General features: G+C 64.2%; 13 protein-coding genes. 8 read left to right on the top strand and 5 right to left on the bottom strand.

Annotated features, from left to right (window positions below):
- Positions 1 to 96 precede the first annotated feature (96 nt).
- Complete coding sequence (gene tkt / locus QD356_RS13420; RefSeq protein ID WP_043335737.1) at positions 97 to 2,091, bottom strand: transketolase; 1,995 nt, start codon at positions 2,089 to 2,091, stop codon at positions 97 to 99.
- Between the two features lie 508 nt (positions 2,092 to 2,599).
- Between tkt and metK the strand changes: the two genes are divergently transcribed.
- The 3 genes from metK to QD356_RS13405 all read left to right on the top strand — a co-directional run bounded on the left by metK (position 2,600) and on the right by QD356_RS13405 (position 5,882).
- Complete coding sequence (gene metK / locus QD356_RS13415) at positions 2,600 to 3,820, top strand: methionine adenosyltransferase (protein WP_043335733.1); 1,221 nt, start codon at positions 2,600 to 2,602, stop codon at positions 3,818 to 3,820.
- Positions 3,821 to 3,953: 133 nt separating this feature from the next.
- Positions 3,954 to 4,457: a M48 family metallopeptidase gene (locus QD356_RS13410; RefSeq protein WP_318833291.1), complete on the top strand. Its 504-nt coding sequence runs from the start codon at positions 3,954 to 3,956 to the stop codon at positions 4,455 to 4,457.
- 153 nt (positions 4,458 to 4,610) lie between these two features.
- Positions 4,611 to 5,882, top strand: coding sequence for a sodium:proton antiporter (locus tag QD356_RS13405; RefSeq protein WP_192838985.1), 1,272 nt, complete (start codon positions 4,611 to 4,613; stop codon positions 5,880 to 5,882).
- Positions 5,883 to 5,981: 99 nt separating this feature from the next.
- On the opposite strand, the gene QD356_RS13400 is transcribed toward QD356_RS13405, so the two are convergent.
- Positions 5,982 to 6,722 carry an aspartate/glutamate racemase family protein gene (locus tag QD356_RS13400; protein ID WP_192838984.1) on the bottom strand — a complete coding sequence of 247 codons (741 nt, stop codon included), beginning with the start codon at positions 6,720 to 6,722 and terminating at the stop codon, positions 5,982 to 5,984.
- A 373-nt stretch (positions 6,723 to 7,095) separates the two neighbouring features.
- On the opposite strand from QD356_RS13400, the gene QD356_RS13395 reads away from it, so the two are divergent.
- The 3 genes from QD356_RS13395 (at position 7,096) to QD356_RS13385 (ending at position 10,984) form a co-directional block, all read left to right on the top strand.
- Positions 7,096 to 8,571, top strand: a complete 1,476-nt coding sequence (locus QD356_RS13395) for an NCS1 family nucleobase:cation symporter-1 (RefSeq protein ID WP_192838983.1) — start codon at positions 7,096 to 7,098, stop codon at positions 8,569 to 8,571.
- A gap of 210 nt (positions 8,572 to 8,781) precedes the next feature.
- On the top strand, positions 8,782 to 9,930 hold the full coding sequence (locus tag QD356_RS13390; protein ID WP_192838982.1) for a diguanylate cyclase: 1,149 nt from the start codon (positions 8,782 to 8,784) through the stop codon (positions 9,928 to 9,930).
- A 178-nt stretch (positions 9,931 to 10,108) separates the two neighbouring features.
- Positions 10,109 to 10,984 carry a UDP-2,3-diacylglucosamine diphosphatase gene (locus QD356_RS13385; RefSeq protein WP_225996593.1) on the top strand — a complete coding sequence of 292 codons (876 nt, stop codon included), beginning with the start codon at positions 10,109 to 10,111 and terminating at the stop codon, positions 10,982 to 10,984.
- A gap of 3 nt (positions 10,985 to 10,987) precedes the next feature.
- On the opposite strand, the gene QD356_RS13380 is transcribed toward QD356_RS13385, so the two are convergent.
- Positions 10,988 to 11,917 carry an AEC family transporter gene (locus QD356_RS13380; protein ID WP_054556323.1) on the bottom strand — a complete coding sequence of 310 codons (930 nt, stop codon included), beginning with the start codon at positions 11,915 to 11,917 and terminating at the stop codon, positions 10,988 to 10,990.
- A gap of 385 nt (positions 11,918 to 12,302) precedes the next feature.
- Here QD356_RS13380 and metF point away from each other — a divergent pair, with 385 nt between their 5' ends.
- Positions 12,303 to 13,154: a methylenetetrahydrofolate reductase [NAD(P)H] gene (gene metF, locus QD356_RS13375; protein WP_192838981.1), complete on the top strand. Its 852-nt coding sequence runs from the start codon at positions 12,303 to 12,305 to the stop codon at positions 13,152 to 13,154.
- 159 nt (positions 13,155 to 13,313) lie between these two features.
- Positions 13,314 to 13,883 carry a superoxide dismutase family protein gene (gene sodC / locus QD356_RS13370; RefSeq protein WP_192838980.1) on the top strand — a complete coding sequence of 190 codons (570 nt, stop codon included), beginning with the start codon at positions 13,314 to 13,316 and terminating at the stop codon, positions 13,881 to 13,883.
- Between the two features lie 135 nt (positions 13,884 to 14,018).
- Here sodC and QD356_RS13365 read toward each other — a convergent pair whose 3' ends face one another.
- Positions 14,019 to 14,270: a YheV family putative zinc ribbon protein gene (locus QD356_RS13365; protein ID WP_043335719.1), complete on the bottom strand. Its 252-nt coding sequence runs from the start codon at positions 14,268 to 14,270 to the stop codon at positions 14,019 to 14,021.
- 147 nt (positions 14,271 to 14,417) lie between these two features.
- Entirely contained in the window at positions 14,418 to 16,466 is a 2,049-nt protein-coding gene (prlC, locus tag QD356_RS13360) for an oligopeptidase A (RefSeq protein ID WP_192838979.1), read from the bottom strand.
- Between the last annotated feature and the right edge of the window lie 61 nt (positions 16,467 to 16,527).

The raw sequence follows: 16,527 nt of genomic DNA, 5'->3' as shown, positions 1-16,527 counted from the left end.
GAGTGTCGCACAGACGAAAACGCCGCCGCTCCCAGCGGGAGGCGGCGGCGTCGATCTGCATCCACTCCGTCATCGACGGGGTGGGTCAGGCGGTGATCAGCCCAGCAGCTTGTTGGCGCGTTCGACCACGTTCTCGACCGTGAAGCCGAAGTGCTTGAACAGGTCGCCAGCCGGCGCAGATTCCCCGAAGGTCTCCATGCCGATGATGTCGCCGTTCAGGCCGACATACTTGAACCAGTAGTCACGATGACCGGCTTCGATCGCCACGCGCGCGGTGACGGAAGACGGCAGCACGGATTCGCGGTATTCCGCGTCCTGCGCATCGAACAGGTCGGTGGCCGGCATGGACACGACACGCACGGCGCGACCGGCGGCTTCCAGCTCGGCAGCGGCATCCATCGCCAGGCCGACTTCGGAGCCGGTGGCGATCAGGATCACTTCTGGCTGGCCGTTGGCGGCGTCCTTCAGCACGTAACCGCCACGGCTGATGTTGGCCAGCTGGGCCTTGTCGCGGTTCTGGTGCGGCAGGTTCTGACGCGACAGGATCAGCGCGGTCGGGCCGGAGTGACGCTTGATGGCCGCATCCCAGGCCGCCGCTGTCTCCACGGCATCCGCCGGACGCCAGGTGGACAGGTTCGGCGTGGTGCGCAGGCTGGTCAGCTGTTCGATCGGCTGGTGCGTCGGGCCATCTTCGCCCAGACCGATGGAGTCGTGGGTGAAGACGTAGACGGCCTGCTGACCCATCAGGGCGGCCATGCGAACGGCGTTGCGCATGTATTCCATGAAGATCAGGAAGGTCGCGCCGTACGGGATGAAACCGCCGTGCAGACCGGCGCCGTTCATGATCGCGCCCATGCCGAACTCACGCACACCGTAGTGCAGGTAGTTGCCGCTGAAGTCTTCGCGGGTGATCGCCTGGGCGCCCTTCCAGAAGGTCAGGTTGGACGGAGCCAGGTCGGCACTGCCGCCGAGCAGTTCCGGCAGCTGCGGGCCGAGCTGGTTCAGGCATTCGAAGGAGGCCTTGCGCGAGGCCGGGCTGTCGCCGGCGGCCTGGGCATCCTCGATCATCTTCTCGCTGGTCAGGGCGTGCGGCAGCTTGCCTTCCAGGCGACGGGTGAACTCGGCGGCCAGTTCCGGGTGTGCTTCGGCGTAACGGGCGAAGCGTGCATCCCAGTCGCTCTCGAGCTTGGCGCCGCGCTCGCTGGCGTCCCAGCCCTGATAGATGTCTTCCGGAACGTGGAAGGGCGCGTGGGTCCAGCCCAGCTTCTCGCGGGTGGCAGCGACTTCGTCGTCACCCAGCGGCGCGCCGTGGCAGGACTCGGTGCCTTCCTTGTTCGGGGAGCCGAAGCCGATCACGGTCTTGCAGATGATCAGGCTCGGCTTGTCGTCGTGGCTCTTGGCCAGCGCGATGGCGGCATTGATCTCTTCCGGCTTGTGGCCGTCGACGTTGGAGACGACGTGCCAGCCGTAGGACTCGAAACGCTTGGCGGTGTCATCGGTGAACCAGCCTTCGACTTCGCCATCGATGGAGATGCCGTTGTCGTCATACAGGGCGATCAGCTTGCCCAGACCCAGGGTGCCGGCCAGCGAGCCGACCTCGTGGGAGATGCCTTCCATCATGCAACCGTCACCCAGGAAGCACCAGGTGGTGTGGTCGACGACGGTGTGACCCGGACGGTTGAACTGCGCCGCCAGTGTCTTCTCGGCGATCGCCATGCCGACGGCATTGGCCAGACCCTGACCCAGCGGGCCGGTGGTGGTCTCGATGCCCGGCGCGTAGCCGTATTCCGGGTGACCGGCGGTCTTGGCGTGCAGCTGGCGGAAGTTCTGCAGGTCTTCAAGGCTCAGCTGATAACCCGAGAGGTGCAACAGGGAGTAGAGCAGCATGGAGCCATGGCCGTTGGACAGCACGAAGCGGTCACGATCGGCCCAGTTCGGGTTGGCCGGGTTGTGCTTGAGGTGGTCGTTCCAGAGCACTTCAGCGATGTCGGCCATGCCCATGGGGGCGCCGGGGTGGCCAGACTTGGCCTTCTGAACGGCGTCCATGGAAAGTGCACGGATGGCGTTGGCCAGGTCAAAACGGGAAGGCATGCAGTAGCTCCTCGCCTGCGGGCGTCAAGAGTGGGGCAATGAATCACGGCGTGCTGCGCCGGACGCTCAGTGCATCCCGAGAGCCAGGGCATGCTGCTGCCTGGGTCTCCTTCAGGACTGTGCGCCTGAAACAGTGCGCCGGAAAGGACAGTGCGTCGCGTGAACCTTGTACGCGCGGACTCGCGTCCGAGCGTGATCTCCGGGCGGGTATTGTCACCGAGATGACAGGGCGCGGCAAATCGCATCCGGGATGTGCGCTCGTCCAAAGGTGGCAACGGCTTATTACCCTGTGTGCAGCGCTTGTCGCAAAAAGGTCTCGATTGGACGGCTCCACGCGCCCCATTGCGCTAGGAACTCACATAAGTGGCGTGTAAACTCGCCCCCCCGAGGCTCAACCGCCCGTGTTGAGCTTCATCGTGCGCCGCAAGCGTGTTTCTACTCGGTCGTCAACGCAGTCTGCCGTCAGTGGCCGAATCATCCCCGCATCCGAAAAGAGGGTCGAGGACCAATGAGCGAATACTCACTCTTCACATCCGAGTCCGTGTCCGAAGGGCATCCGGACAAGATTGCCGACCAGATTTCCGACGCCGTGCTCGATGCCATCATCGCGCGCGACAAGCAGGCACGCGTCGCGTGCGAAACGCTCGTCAAGACAGGCGTTGCCATCGTGGCCGGTGAGATCTCCACCAGCGCGTGGGTGGATCTCGAGGAGCTGGTACGTCGTGTCATCACCGATATCGGCTATACCTCTTCCGACGTCGGCTTCGACGGCGAGACCTGTGGTGTCCTCAACCTGATCGGCAAGCAGAGCATCGATATCGCCCAGGGCGTCGATCGCACCAAGCCGGAAGATCAGGGCGCGGGCGATCAGGGCCTGATGTTCGGCTACGCCACCAACGAGACCGACTCCTTCATGCCGGCGCCGATCCACTACGCTCACCGTCTGGTGGAGCGTCAGGCGGAACTGCGCAAGAACGGCATGCTGCCGTGGCTGCGCCCGGATGCGAAGAGCCAGGTCACCTTCCGCTACGACGAAGCCGGCAAGCCGGTCGCCGTCGAAGCCGTCGTGCTGTCGACCCAGCATGACCCGGAAGTGTCCCAGGAAGACCTGCGCGCGATGGTCAAGCGTGAGATCATCGAGCAGGTGCTGCCGGCCGAGTGGCTGTCCGAGACCACCGAATACCACATCAACCCGACCGGCAACTTCGTCATCGGTGGCCCGGTGGGTGACTGTGGTCTGACGGGTCGCAAGATCATCGTCGACACCTACGGCGGCATGGCCCGTCACGGTGGTGGCGCCTTCTCAGGCAAGGACCCGTCCAAGGTCGACCGCAGCGCCGCCTATGCCGGTCGCTACGTGGCCAAGAACGTCGTCGCAAGCGGCCTGGCCGACAAGTGCGAGATCCAGGTCTCCTACGCCATCGGCGTCGCCGAGCCGACCTCCGTCTCGATCAACACCTTCGGCACCGGCAAGATCAGCGATGCCAAGATCGTCGAGCTGGTGCGCGAGCACTTCGACCTGCGTCCGTACGCCATCACTACCATGCTGGACCTGGCGCACCCGATGTATCAGCTGACCGCTGCCTACGGCCACTTCGGTCGTGAGCCGTTCGAGCACAGCTACAGCTGGACCGACGTGAGCGGCGAGCAGAAGACCGAAACCTTCACCGCCTTCCCGTGGGAAAAGACCGATCGTGCCGCTGGCCTCAAGGCTGCCGCTGGCCTGTAAATTCGCCAGCTCGACAGGCCTGGCAGGTGGCGGACGTCTCGCCCCTCGCTTTCGGCGCCATGACAAGAAAACCCGCCTCGGCGGGTTTTCTTGTCTCTGGCCCTCCTTCGGACAGCAACAGGAGAGATGCCCAGTGGCTGATCTACGCTATCTCAAGGGCTACGCCCCCGAGATCCAACAGCAGGCGAGTGAACTGATGGCGTCGGGCAAGACGGCAGCCTTCTTTCTCGGCAAGTATCCCGAGCCTCATCAGCTGCAGGGTGCGCGGGCGCTGAATGACTACACCATGGCGCTGAAGAATCGGTATCTGCGCAGCTCGGCGCCGATCAGCAAGGTGATCTACGACGACCGGATTCACGTCATCGACAATGCCCTGGGGCTGCACACCTTCGTGTCGCGGGTGCAGGGCAACAAGCTCAAGGCCAAGAACGAGATCCGTATCTCGTCGCTGTTCCGTCGGCTGCCGGAGCCACTGCTCAACATGATCGTGGTGCATGAGCTGGCGCATCTGCGCGAGAAGTCCCACGACAAGGCGTTCTACCGGCTCTGCTGTCACATGCAGCCGGAGTATCATCAACGTGAGTTCGAGCTGCGTCTCTATCTCTGCCACCGTGAACGCCACGGCGATCTCTGGTAGCCGCGCTCCGTTCTGGTAGCCATGAGCCGCTCTGGACAGTCACGCTCAGTTCAGACAGCCACGCGGCCGCTCACGCGACAGAAGAACTGGAAAGAATGACAAGGACGTCATGCCATCAGGGGTATCGGCGCCACTGCAAAGGACCGTTTTCGGATGCTCAATCTCGCTGCACTGTTCATCACCATCACTGCCGTGTGCATGTGGTTCAATCATCGCGTCCTGCGCCTGCCGCCGACCATCGGCGTGATGGCCATCGGCCTGGTGCTGTCGCTGGGCGTGATCGGGCTCGATCACTTCGCGGTGACCACCGTCGTGGCCGATACCGCGGAAGACTGGTTGGGCCGAATCAACTTCAACAGCCTGCTGATGGACGGCATGCTGTCCTTCTTGCTGTTCGCCGGCGCGCTGCACGTGGACCTCTCGCGCCTCAAGGCCTATCGGCGCTCCATCGGCCTGCTGGCCACGCTGGGCGTGCTGATCTCGACGCTGGTGATCGGCTCCGCCGCCTGGTGGCTGTTCCAGTGGGCCGGTATCGAGGTGCCCTACCTGTATTGCCTGGTGTTCGGTGCGCTGATCTCGCCCACCGACCCGATCGCCGTGCTCGGCATCATGCGCAGTGCCGGCGCGCCTGCCGACATGGAGATCCGCATCGTCGGCGAGTCGCTGTTCAATGATGGCGTGGCGGTGGTGCTGTTCACCGCACTGCTGAGTGCGGCGTCGGCCGGCAGCGGTGAGGTCGAGCTCGGCCACATGGGGCTCTTGTTCCTCGAGGAAGCCGGCGGCGGCATCCTGCTCGGGCTGGCGCTGGGTGCGCTGGTCTATCAGCTGATGCGCAGCATCGACCAGTATCAGGTCGAGGTGATGCTGAGTCTGGCGCTGGTACTGGGCGGCTATGCGCTGGCCTCGGCGCTGCACGTCTCGGGCCCCATCGCGATGGTGGTGGCGGGGCTGATCATCGGCAACATGGCGCGTGATGGCGCCATGTCCGACAACACTCGCCGCTATCTGGACGGCTTCTGGGAGTTGGTCGACGAGATTCTCAACGCGGTGCTGTTCGTGCTGATCGGCCTCGAACTGGTACTGATGCCGATCACGCTGACCTCGATCGGCATCGCGCTGGTGCTGGTGGCGGTGATCCTGCTCTCGCGCCTGGCGCTGATCGGTCTTCCGCTGAGCCTCTTGCGTCGCTGGTACACCTTCCGCCCCGGCACCACGCGCGTGCTCACCTGGGGTGGCCTGCGCGGCGGCATCTCGGTGGCGCTGGCACTGGCGATTCCCGAAGGCGACTTCCGCGAGCCGCTGGTGGTCACCACCTACATCATCGTGTTGTTCTCGATCCTCGTGCAGGGGCTGAGCATCGGCAAGCTGGTGACGGCGGTGGTCGGCGATCGCAGCCGCTCGGGAGAGTCGAACGACAAGCACTGAGTCAGAGTCGGCCAATGCAAACGCCCCTTCATTGGCAGCAGTGAGGGGGCGTTTTCGTTTCGGTCGCGAGGCGCCAGCCAAGGGCGGCTCGCCTGCGGGTCAAAGGGCCGCCAGGCCTCGGGCAAAGACGCCGCTGAGCGGCTTGGCCTCGCCGCCCGGTGCCGCGCGGGTGACGGCGGGCTGGCGCATCAATGTCAGCAGCAGGTCCCGTCCCGCCAGCAGCGGGTCGACCACCGGCAGACCGATATCCCGAGCGATGGCGTCGCGCAGCGGGCCCATCGCGGCGCAGCCCAGCACGATGCTGCCGGCACCGCTGGCCTTGGCCTGCTCACAGCTCTCAAGCAGCGCCTGCGGGGGAGTGCGCGCCTCTGAAAGCGCCAGTACCGGGACGTCACAGGCCAGCAGGGCCTTGCACAGCGGACGCATCGCATAGCGCTCCAGCAGCTGCTCGGACATCGGCAGCGTGCTGGTCATGCTGGTGACGATAGCAAAGGAGGGAGCCGCCAGCGTGGCCATGTGCATGGCGGCCTGGGCGATGCCGATCACCGGCACGGGGCTCAACTCACGTGCAGCCTCCAGGCCGGGGTCACCGAAGCAGGCCAGCAGATAGCCATCGGCGGGGGGCGTGTCCAGCAGGCCCTCACGATCACGGGCGATCAGATTCAGCAGCGCGACCACCGCCATGGCTTCCTCGACGGCCGTCTCGATGCTGGGGGCGCCATGCTCGGCGGTCAGTACCTCGAGCCGGACGTCATCCGCGAGCTGTCGTTGCAGCGAGTGCGCCATCTGCTGGCTCATCGTCTGGCTGGTGTTGGGATTGATGACCTTGAGGCGCAACATGGCGCGTGTCTCCTGTGATGGGCTCGGCTGGCAGGGTTGGGTGAGACGTTCGAGCAGAGTGGACAATACGCGAGCAGCATCCGTGCCAGTCCGGTGATACCCACTGCCGCAACGTTGGTTTCATCGTCAGCGCACTTCTGTGGTGCATATGGCTAATACAGCGGAAGTTGATGGTGCCCGATGTCTCAGGAGTCGCCACGTACATGGCGTTGCTGGCAGGGACGTCGTGCAGAGAGGGCCTTGGGAAAAACGCTGGAAGATTGAAAATCCGCAACAAGTGTTTCACTGGCACGCTTGTTGATAAGGGGAGGGTATGGCGAGGCATGCCGCCTCGTGACTGGCCGATGGCCCACAAGCCCCTCTGGAGACAACAATGACACCCCAGATTCCCCCTGATCTGAGCAACGCGAGCAAGCGGCTCATCAACGAGGACCTCGCCCCCTGCGAGCAGAACTGGAATTGGTACAACATCTTCTCGTTCTGGATGTCCGATGTGCACAGTGTCGGTGGCTACGTCTTCGCCGCCAGCCTGTTCACTCTGGGGCTGGCCAGCTGGCAGATTCTGGTCTCGATGCTGGTCGGCATTCTGGTGGTGCAGGTGTTCGCCAATCTGATCTCGCGACCCAGCCAGCAGACGGGGGTGCCCTTCCCGGTGGTATGCCGTCAGTCCTTCGGCATCTATGGTGCCAACATTCCGGCGATCATCCGCGGGCTGATCGCGGTGGTGTGGTACGGCATCCAGACGTATCTGGCGGCGCATGCCCTGATGCTGGTGCTGCTGCGTTACGTGCCGTCACTGGAAGGGTTGACCGAGACCCAGTTGTTCGGGCTCTCGCAGCTGGGCTGGTACTGCTTCCTGTTCATGTGGGTGCTGCAGGCACTGGTGTTCTGGTGGGGCATGAATGCGGTGCGCCGCTTCATCGATTTCGCCGGGCCAGCGGTCTATGTGGTGATGTTCGCGCTGGCGGGCTGGATCGTCTGGCAGGCCGGCTGGGACAACATCAGCTTCACCCTGGGCAGCAAGACGCTCTCGGGCAGCGACGCCCTGTGGCAGATGGTGATCGCCGCGGCTCTGGTGGCGGGCTACTTCGCCGGGCCGACGCTCAACTTCGGAGACTTCTCGCGCTACTGCGCTACTCCCGGTGATGTGAAGCGCGGCAATTTCTGGGGCCTGCCGGTCAACTTCCTGCTGTTTGCCGTCATCACCGTGGTGGTGGTGTCCGGCACCCAGCCCATCTTCGGCGAGATGCTGCATGACCCGATGGAGACCGTCGCCCGCATCGACAATGGTGTCGCGGCAGCGCTGGGTATCCTGACCCTGGTGCTGGCGACCATCGGTATCAACATCGTGGCCAACTTCGTGTCACCGGCGTTCGACTTCTCCAATGTGGCCCCGTCCCGCATCAGCTGGCGCATGGGCGGCATGCTGGCCGCCGTCGGCTCCATCTTCATCACGCCGTGGAATCTGTTCAACAATCCGGAAATCATCCAGTACACCGTGGGCATTCTCGCCGCGGCCATCGGCCCGGTGTATGGCGTGATCCTGTTCGATCACTATCTGGTCAACAAGGGCGGCATCAACACCCGGGCGTTGTTCACCGACAGCGCGCAGGGCGAATATTTCTTCGAGAAGGGCGTCAATGTCGCGGCGGTCAAGGCGCTGCTGGCCTCCTCGGCGGTGACGCTGGTCATCAGCTTCCTGCCGCTGGGTGACATCACCCACTTCACGCTGTTCATCGGCGGCCTGATGGCGGCAGGGCTGTATGGCCTCTTCTCGGGATATTGGCTGGGAGATGCCGCTTCCGCGCGCATCTATGTGCCTGCTGGTTCACGCGGCAAGGTCGTCTGACCGCAGGCGAAAGGCGCGAGTCACGTCGAGACGTTCAGGGCCCGTACCTTCCCGGTATCGGGCCCTGAGTGCATCTCGCCGCCAGGACACGTGGCAGTAGCGTTGGCGGGACGCGAGCCGACGGGATAGGGGGAGGCTGGCGGCAGGTGTAGCATGAGGCCATGCCCCAGCTTTCCGAGAGGACGTGCCGTGTCGTTCCATGATCACCTCATGCCATGCAGTGAGATGGAGGATGAGGAGTCTCGCCATTATCGGGCGCGACTCAATCATACCTTCGTGCTGTTCGCGATGGCGGGTCTGGCGTGCTTTCTGCTGTTCGACTACTTCCAGGTCCCTGACGCCTGGCCGACCCTGTGGCTCGGGCGCTTCCTGCTTCTCGGTGTCTGTGTGCTGTGTGTGACGCTACTGCGTCGCCAGCCACGTCGGCCCGACGATATCGCATTGCTCGGCGCCGTCTGCGCCAATCTGTATTTCTGCTTCGGCGCGACGATGATCCAGGATGCCATCACGCTATCGCTGTGGAACCTGAGCTTCTCGACCTCCATGCTGATCGCCATGCCGGCGTGGCTGGTGTGGGGCTGGCGGTACCAGCTGGTCAGTAGTCTGCCGTTGATACTGGGCTATCTGCCGCTCTTTCTATGGCTGAGCCCGCTCTCGCTCAAGGACCTTGCCGGCGCGGGAGGTGCCTATATGATCGCGACGATGATCATGGCGCCGGCGCTGGCGCACGCCCGCAGCTCCACCTTCCTGCGTACCGTCAAGCTGCGCCGGGCACTGGAGGTGCGCAACGCCGAGCTCAGCCACATGAATCAGCAGCTGCTCACGCAGCAGCATGAGCTGGAATACCGTGCCAATCACGATCTGCTGACGGGGCTGCCCAATCGCCGTTTCGGCTTCGATTTTCTCGAGCGGATGCTGGCCGAGAGCACGAGCACCCGGCAATGCATGTCGATCCTGTTCGTGGATGTCGACCGCCTGAAGCACGTCAACGACAGTTTCGGGCACGCCGAGGGTGATCGCCTGATCCAGCTGGTGGCCCGGAGTGTCGGCCTGGCGGCCGGTGAAGACGGGCTGGCATGCCGCCTGGGCGGCGATGAATTTCTGGTCGTGATGCCCGGTGCCTGTGATATGGCCAGCCAGCAGGCGACGACCCAGCTGATGCGCCATCTTCAGGAGCAACGCCTGCAGCAGCAAATCCCCTTCCCGGTCGAGGTCAGCATCGGCCGCGTCACCCACGACCCGGTATTGCAGGGCGATGTGGATGTCGATGATCTGATCCATATCGCGGATGACCGCATGTATCGTCAGAAGCGCGCTCGGCGGCGAGCCATGGCGGGGGCCAACGATCCTCAGGCGTGAGAAAGCCCGCGATCTTTCCTTCTGCCATGTTGCAAGTGATTGATGGCATTGGCTGTCATCGCTTTTTCATGTCGCTGTTACGGGTATGTCATCGCCTCCCCTCAGTCTTGCTGGGCAACGACAGGGGCCATCTGGGCCTCGCCTGTCGATTTTGCCTGGCAACCCGGAGGTGACTGACATGACCGCTTTGCAATCGGCTCCCCGTGCTGAAATGCCGCCTGCTCCCGACGCTCTCGGTCAGGTTCGCACGCTGTTCATCTCCGATGTGCATCTGGGAACTCCGGACTGCCAGGCGGCGCTGCTTGCAAGGCTGCTGCGCCGCGTGCGTCCCGAACGCCTGTATCTGGTCGGCGATATCGTCGACCTGCTGGCGATGCGCAAGCGTGCAGTGCTCGACAAGGACCAGCAGGCGCTGGTGGCGCGGGTGCTGCGTCTGGCGCGCAGCGGCTGCGAGGTCATCTACATTCCCGGCAATCATGATGCCGCCTTCCGTCGCCTGTGTGGTCTGAAGCTGCACAACGTGAGCATCGAGCGGCGTGCGATCCATACCACCAGCAGTGGTCGTCGCCTGCTGGTCTCCCATGGCGATGAATTCGACACCCATGTGCGCATCGCACCGTGGCTGCTCAAGCTGGGCGATGGCATGCACGGCTTCATCCTGTCGCTCAATCGCTGGTGCAACCGCGCGCGTGGCATGTTCGGGCTGCCGTACTGGTCGCTGGCCAGTGCGCTCAAGCGTCGTAGCGGCACCGCCCAGCGCTATGTGGCCCAGTTCGAGGAAGCCGCCATGCGCCAGGCGCGTCTCGAAGGGCTGGATGGCTATGTCGGGGGGCATATCCACCAGGCGGGCTTCCGGGTCGAGGAAGGCGTGCTCTATTGCAACGACGGCGACTGGGTCGAGCACTGCACCGCGCTGGCGGAAGATGCCGAAGGCGCGCTGCACCTGATCGACTGGCAGGGTCAGATCCTCGAGACGGCGCCGCGCCATCTGATGCCGCGTCCGGCGCCGGCCGCGACGCCCGATGCCGTCACGCCCGAGATGGCTGGCGCCTGAGCCTCACCCCAGGCCGCTGATCGCCAGCATCCATGACAGATACAGCGGGATGATCAGCGGCGCCGCCAGGGTGGTCAGCATCACCGCGATCGCGCCCTTGGCCGGCTGGATATTCAGTTCGATGGCCAGCACGACCACATTGGCGGCCATCGGCACCACGCCCAGCAGCAGCAACACCTGCGCCAGCACCGGGTCGAGGGCGAACAGGCTGCCCAGCAGCATCACGCTGCCCAGACTCAGCAGCGGCCACATCACGAAGCGCAGGCCGGTTGCCGCGAGAATGAAGCGCGGGTCGATCTCGCGCAGGCTGACACCGCCCAGCGTCATGCCGATGATCATCATGCCCAGCACCGTGTAGCTGTACTTGAAGTAGTCGAGTCCCTCCATCACCGCCCCCGGTACCTCGAGCCCCAGCGTCCCCACCAGCAGAGCGGCCAGAAAGGCGTAGATCAGCGGCAGACGCACGATCTTGACCAGACTCTGGCGCATCGAGAACTGCCCGCGCGCACTGACGTAGAAGCCCAGCGTGAACTCATACAGCGTGATGCCGAGCAGGCAGAACAGGTACTGGGTCACGCCTTCCGGCGGCAGCAACAGCATCGCGACCGGCAGGCCGAAGTAGCCGGTATTGCCGGTGCCCGAGGAGAAGGCGAGCAGGGCGGCTTCCTGCGGCGGAAAGAACTTCGCGGCCAGCGGGCGCACCAGCAGGCAGATGCTGCTGGCCAGCGAGAACAGTCCCAGCGTCAGGCCCAGATCACTCAGCGATGGCTCGCCGAGCACCAGCCCGCGGAAGAAGGTCAGCGGCGCGATCACGTAGATCAGCAAGGTGGCGATGGGGCGCGGGTCGATCGCGAGGCGGCGTGCACAGAGGGCGCCGAGGGCGACGAAGGTGATCAACATCCAGAGCGGTTGCTGCAGATCGATGTGGTCCATCACGGTTCCTTGTGAAGCGTCATTGTCCTTTTGGCTCATCATGCCGTGTGGCCCCTGTCAGCGTCATCCCATGAATGTCGCGCATTGCGCCTTTCCTTGATCCGGCTGCGGATCGCGTGGTTGCGCGCGGGGTGAGGGGGCAGGACTGAGGGGCAGGACGCCACTGTCGGCAATGGTTATAAACACGCACTTTCTTATATGAATGGTATTGAAGTTGAGGCGAAAACCTTTCATTGGCCGGGGTCGGCGGCGGCGGTCAGAATGCTCGACATGCAGTACAGGGGCGGTGGCGTGACGCGCCGGACGTGTATTGCTGCACGCACACCGCGAAGTGTGCGGCGATAACGACATCAATGCCGGACACGACGACCACGAGGGCCGCCCCATGAGTGCAAGCGAACATCCGTCAGGGATCAGCTTCGAATTCTTTCCGCCGAATACCGAGGCCGGGCGTGAAAAGCTCAAGGGGGTTCGCGATCAGCTGGCGGCGCTGGAGCCGGAGTTCTTCTCCGTCACCTATGGCGCGGGCGGCTCCACGCGTGAGCGTACCTTCAACACCGTGCAGTCGGTCAGCGCCAGCGGCATCTGTACCGCGCCGCACCTGTCGTGTGTCGGCAGTGACCGCGGCGAGCTGCGCGAGATCCTGGCGCAATATCGCGAGCAGGGCGTCAAGCGCCTGGTGGCGTTGCGCGGGGACCTGCCCTCCGGGATGGGCTCGCGCAGCGAGCTGCGTTACGCCAACGAGCTGGTCGAGTTCGTGCGCGAGGAGACCGGCGATCACTTCGAGATCGCGGTGGCGGCCTATCCGGAGTGCCATCCGCAGGCCGACAACTACCACAGCGATCTCGAGAACTTCGCGCGCAAGATGCAGGCCGGCGCCGATATCGCCATCACCCAGTACTTCTTCAATGCCGATGCCTACTTCCATTTCGTGGAGCGCGCGCGTGCCGCCGGCATCGAGCAGCCGATCATCCCGGGGATCATGCCGATCACCAACTACACCAGGCTGGCGCGTTTCTCCGATTCCTGCGGGGCGGACATCCCGCGCTGGCTACGCCGGCAGCTCGAGAGCTACGGCGATGACAGCGAGAGCCTCCAGGCCTTCGGCACCGAGGTGATCTCGCGCATGAGTCAGCGTCTGCTGGATGGCGGCGCGCCGGGCCTGCACTTCTATACTCTCAATCAGGCCGAGCCGTGTCTCAAGGTGCTGGAAAATCTGGGGATCTCTTCTCGTTGAGTCATGCGTTCCGAGCGTGCGCGACAAGTAATTGGCACAGCGGCATTGAATGTGGCGTCGCTCGCCCTGAGGTCTGACGGGTAGCCGCTTGTGACAGCGGCCCGCAAGCCACTCAAGGCGTCGGCAGTGACGCCGGCCTCAGTGATGGAGAGATTGCTCATGAATCACGAGACACAGCACACGGCATCCTTTACGACCTCGTCCAGAAAGTCCCTCAAGACCGCCGCGACGGTGGCGCTCGGCGCCTGGTTGTTCGGCGGCGTCGCCCAGGCCGCCACCGAGGTGGAAATGCATCGCGTCAGCAGTGATGGCGTCGGTGAGTCCGTCGGCAGTGTCATGGCCGAGGATACCGATGATGGTCTGCTGCTGACGCCGAAGATCGAGGGGCTCGAGAGCGGCATCCACGGCTTCCACCTGCATGCCAATGCCAGCTGCGAACCGGCCGAGAAGGAGGGCGAGACCGTCGCCGCGGCCGCGGCAGGTAGCCACTTCGATCCAGAAGAGACCGGCACCCACCAGGGCCCCTACGGTGATGGCCATCTCGGTGACCTTCCGGCACTGAGCGTCGATGCCGATGGCAAGATCGCGCTGCCGGTGCTGGCACCGCGCCTCAAGGAAAGCGATCTCAGCGGCCATGCGCTGATGATCCACTCCGGTGGTGACAACTACACCGATACGCCCAAGCTGGGCGGTGGCGGCTCGCGCGTTGCCTGCGGTGTGGTCGACTGAACGATGGTCGATTGAACGGTGATCGAAATATCTGCGGTAGTCTGGTCTGTGGTCGATTGATCATCCTGCCGAGATGACATGAAAAAGCCCCGCCAATTGGCGGGGCTTTTTCATGTCGCAGCGCTACAGCAGATGTCAGTGCAGCTTGCCTGGGTCCAGAATGCGCACCGGCTGAACCTCATCGCTCGCCGGCGTCTCGCGGGGGTCGCTCACGCGCGTGGAAATCTCGGCGAGGGTCGGCGGTTCCTCGATGGCTTGCTGTTCGAAGAAGTCGCAGGACACGCAGTCACGGTAGCGGGTCTCGTTCTGCTCCCAGGTGCGCAGGCGGTCCATTGCTCCGCAGCGCGGGCAGACGGCACCGGCGATGAAGCGCTTGATGGTAGACATGGTGCCTCCAGTCAGGGTCAGGGTAGGTCTGGCAATCCCGCCTCGGGCGGATGATGCGCCATATGATACGCCCCCGACCGGTAAAGGTCAGGGGCGCATGGTCAGCAGCTCGTGGTCAGGCTTGCGCCATCACGAGACGGGGCGAGGTCAGGCCGCCTGGGCACCGATGCCGGAGTGACGCAGCAGGGCATCGACCTGCGGGTCACGGCCACGGAAGGCGCGGAACAGCTCGGCGGCGTCACGCGAGCCACCACGAGCCAGTACCTCGTCACGGAAGCGTTGGCCGGTGGCGGTATCGAAGACCGCGCTTTCCTCGAAGGCACTGAAGGCGTCCGCCGATAGCACCTCGGCCCACTTGTAGCTGTAGTAACCCGCGGCGTACCCGCCGGCGAAGATATGGCTGAAGCCATTCTGGAAGCGGTTGAACTCGACCGCCGGCACCACGGCGACCTTGCTGCGCACCTCGTCGAGCAGTGCCTGGACATCGCTGGCCGACGGCTTGTCGAGCTCATGATGCAGGCGGAAGTCGAATAGCGAGAACTCCAGCTGGCGGACCATGGTCATCGCCGCCTGGAAGTTGCGGGCTGCCTGCAGGCGCTCGAGCATGTCATCGGGCAGGCGCTCGCCGGTGTCGACGTGACGTGCGATCAGATCCAGCCCTTCACGCTCGTAGCAGAAGTTCTCCATGAACTGGCTGGGCAGCTCGACGGCATCCCAGGCCACGCCGTTGATGCCGGAGACTTCGGCGACTTCCTGACGGGTCAGCATGTGATGCAGGCCGTGACCGAACTCGTGGAACAGCGTGACCACTTCATCGTGGGTCAGCAGCGCCGGGCGATCGCCCACCGGGCGGGTGAAGTTGCAGGTCAGGTAGGCGACCGGCAACTGCAGGCTGCCATCCTCGCGGCGGCGACGGACGCGGCACTCATCCATCCAGGCACCGCCTCGCTTGCCTTCACGCGCGTAGAGGTCGAGATAGAAGCCGGCGATCGGGGTGTCATTCTCGATCACCTCGTAGTAGCTGACGTCCTCGTGCCAGACCGGCACTTCGCGCTGTTTGAAGGTGATGCCGTAGAGGCGGTTGACGACCTCGAACAGCCCGTCGATGGCCTGCGGCGCCGGGAAGTAGGGGCGCAGCTGCTCCTGATTGATCGCGTAGCGCGACTCGCGCAGCTTCTCGCTGGCGTAGCCGACATCCCACGGCTGCAGGTCGTCGATACCGAGGCTCTCGGTGGCGTAGGCCGCCAGCTCGTTGAACTCTTCACGCGCCTGCGGCACGGCGCGGGTGGCGAGGTCATCCAGGAAGGCGATGACCTGCGCCGGCGAGTCGGCCATCTTGGTCGCCAGCGACAGCGAGGCGTAGTCGTCGAAGCCGATCAGCGCGGCCAGCTCCTGACGCAGGGCCAGAATCTCCTCGATCACCGGACCGTTGTCGAACTCACCGGCGTTGGGACCCTTCTCCGAGGCGCGCGTGACGAAAGCGGTGTAGACCTCCTCGCGCAGCTCGCGGTTGTCGGCATAGCTGAGTACCGGGAAGAAGCTCGGGAAGTCCAGGGTGATGCGATAGCCTTCCAGGCCCTTGGCTTCGGCATTGGCCTTGAGCGCTTCAAGGCCGCTTTCCGGTACGCCCGCCAGCGCCTCTTCGCCGACATCCTTGTGCCAGGCCTGGGTGGCATCCAGCACATGGTTGGAGAAGGTGTTGGAGAGCTCGGACAGGCGCGCCTGGATCTCGCCGTAGCGCTGCTTCTTGTCTTGCGGCAGGTCGACACCGGCGAGGCGGAAGTCGCGCAGGCTGTTGGTGATCGCCTTCTGCTGGGCTTCATCGAGGCTTGCGAACTCATCGCTGTCCGCGAGGCGCTGATAGGCCGCGGCCAGGTCGCTGTTCTGGCCCACCCAGGTGGAGTAGGCCGACAGCTTGGCGAGACAGGCCTGATAGGCCTCGCGCAGCTTGGGCGAGTTCATGGTCGAGTTGAGGTGCGAGACCGGCGACCAGGCCTGGCTCAGGCGATCACCCAGCGCTTCCAGCGGCGCGGCGAAGTTGTCCCAGCGCGTGTCATCGCGGGTGGCCTCGATCAGGCGTTCGATCTCCTGCTGGTTGTGCTCCAGCAGTTCGCTGATCGCGTCCTCGACGTGCTCGGCCTTGAGGGTGTCGAAGGGGGGCAGGGTGTTGCGTTCCAGCAGGGGATTGATCGACATCATGTACCTCGCGTCATTCGGGTGGGCGGCAGCGGTGAGCGGTAAAGGAGAACTTGCGCAT

This window comes from Cobetia sp. 2AS (assembly GCF_029846355.1).
Classification (GTDB): Bacteria; Pseudomonadota; Gammaproteobacteria; order Pseudomonadales; family Halomonadaceae; genus Cobetia; species Cobetia amphilecti.
The sequence above is the reverse complement of the archived record's forward strand: the minus strand, read 5'-3'. Positions and strand labels throughout refer to the sequence as shown.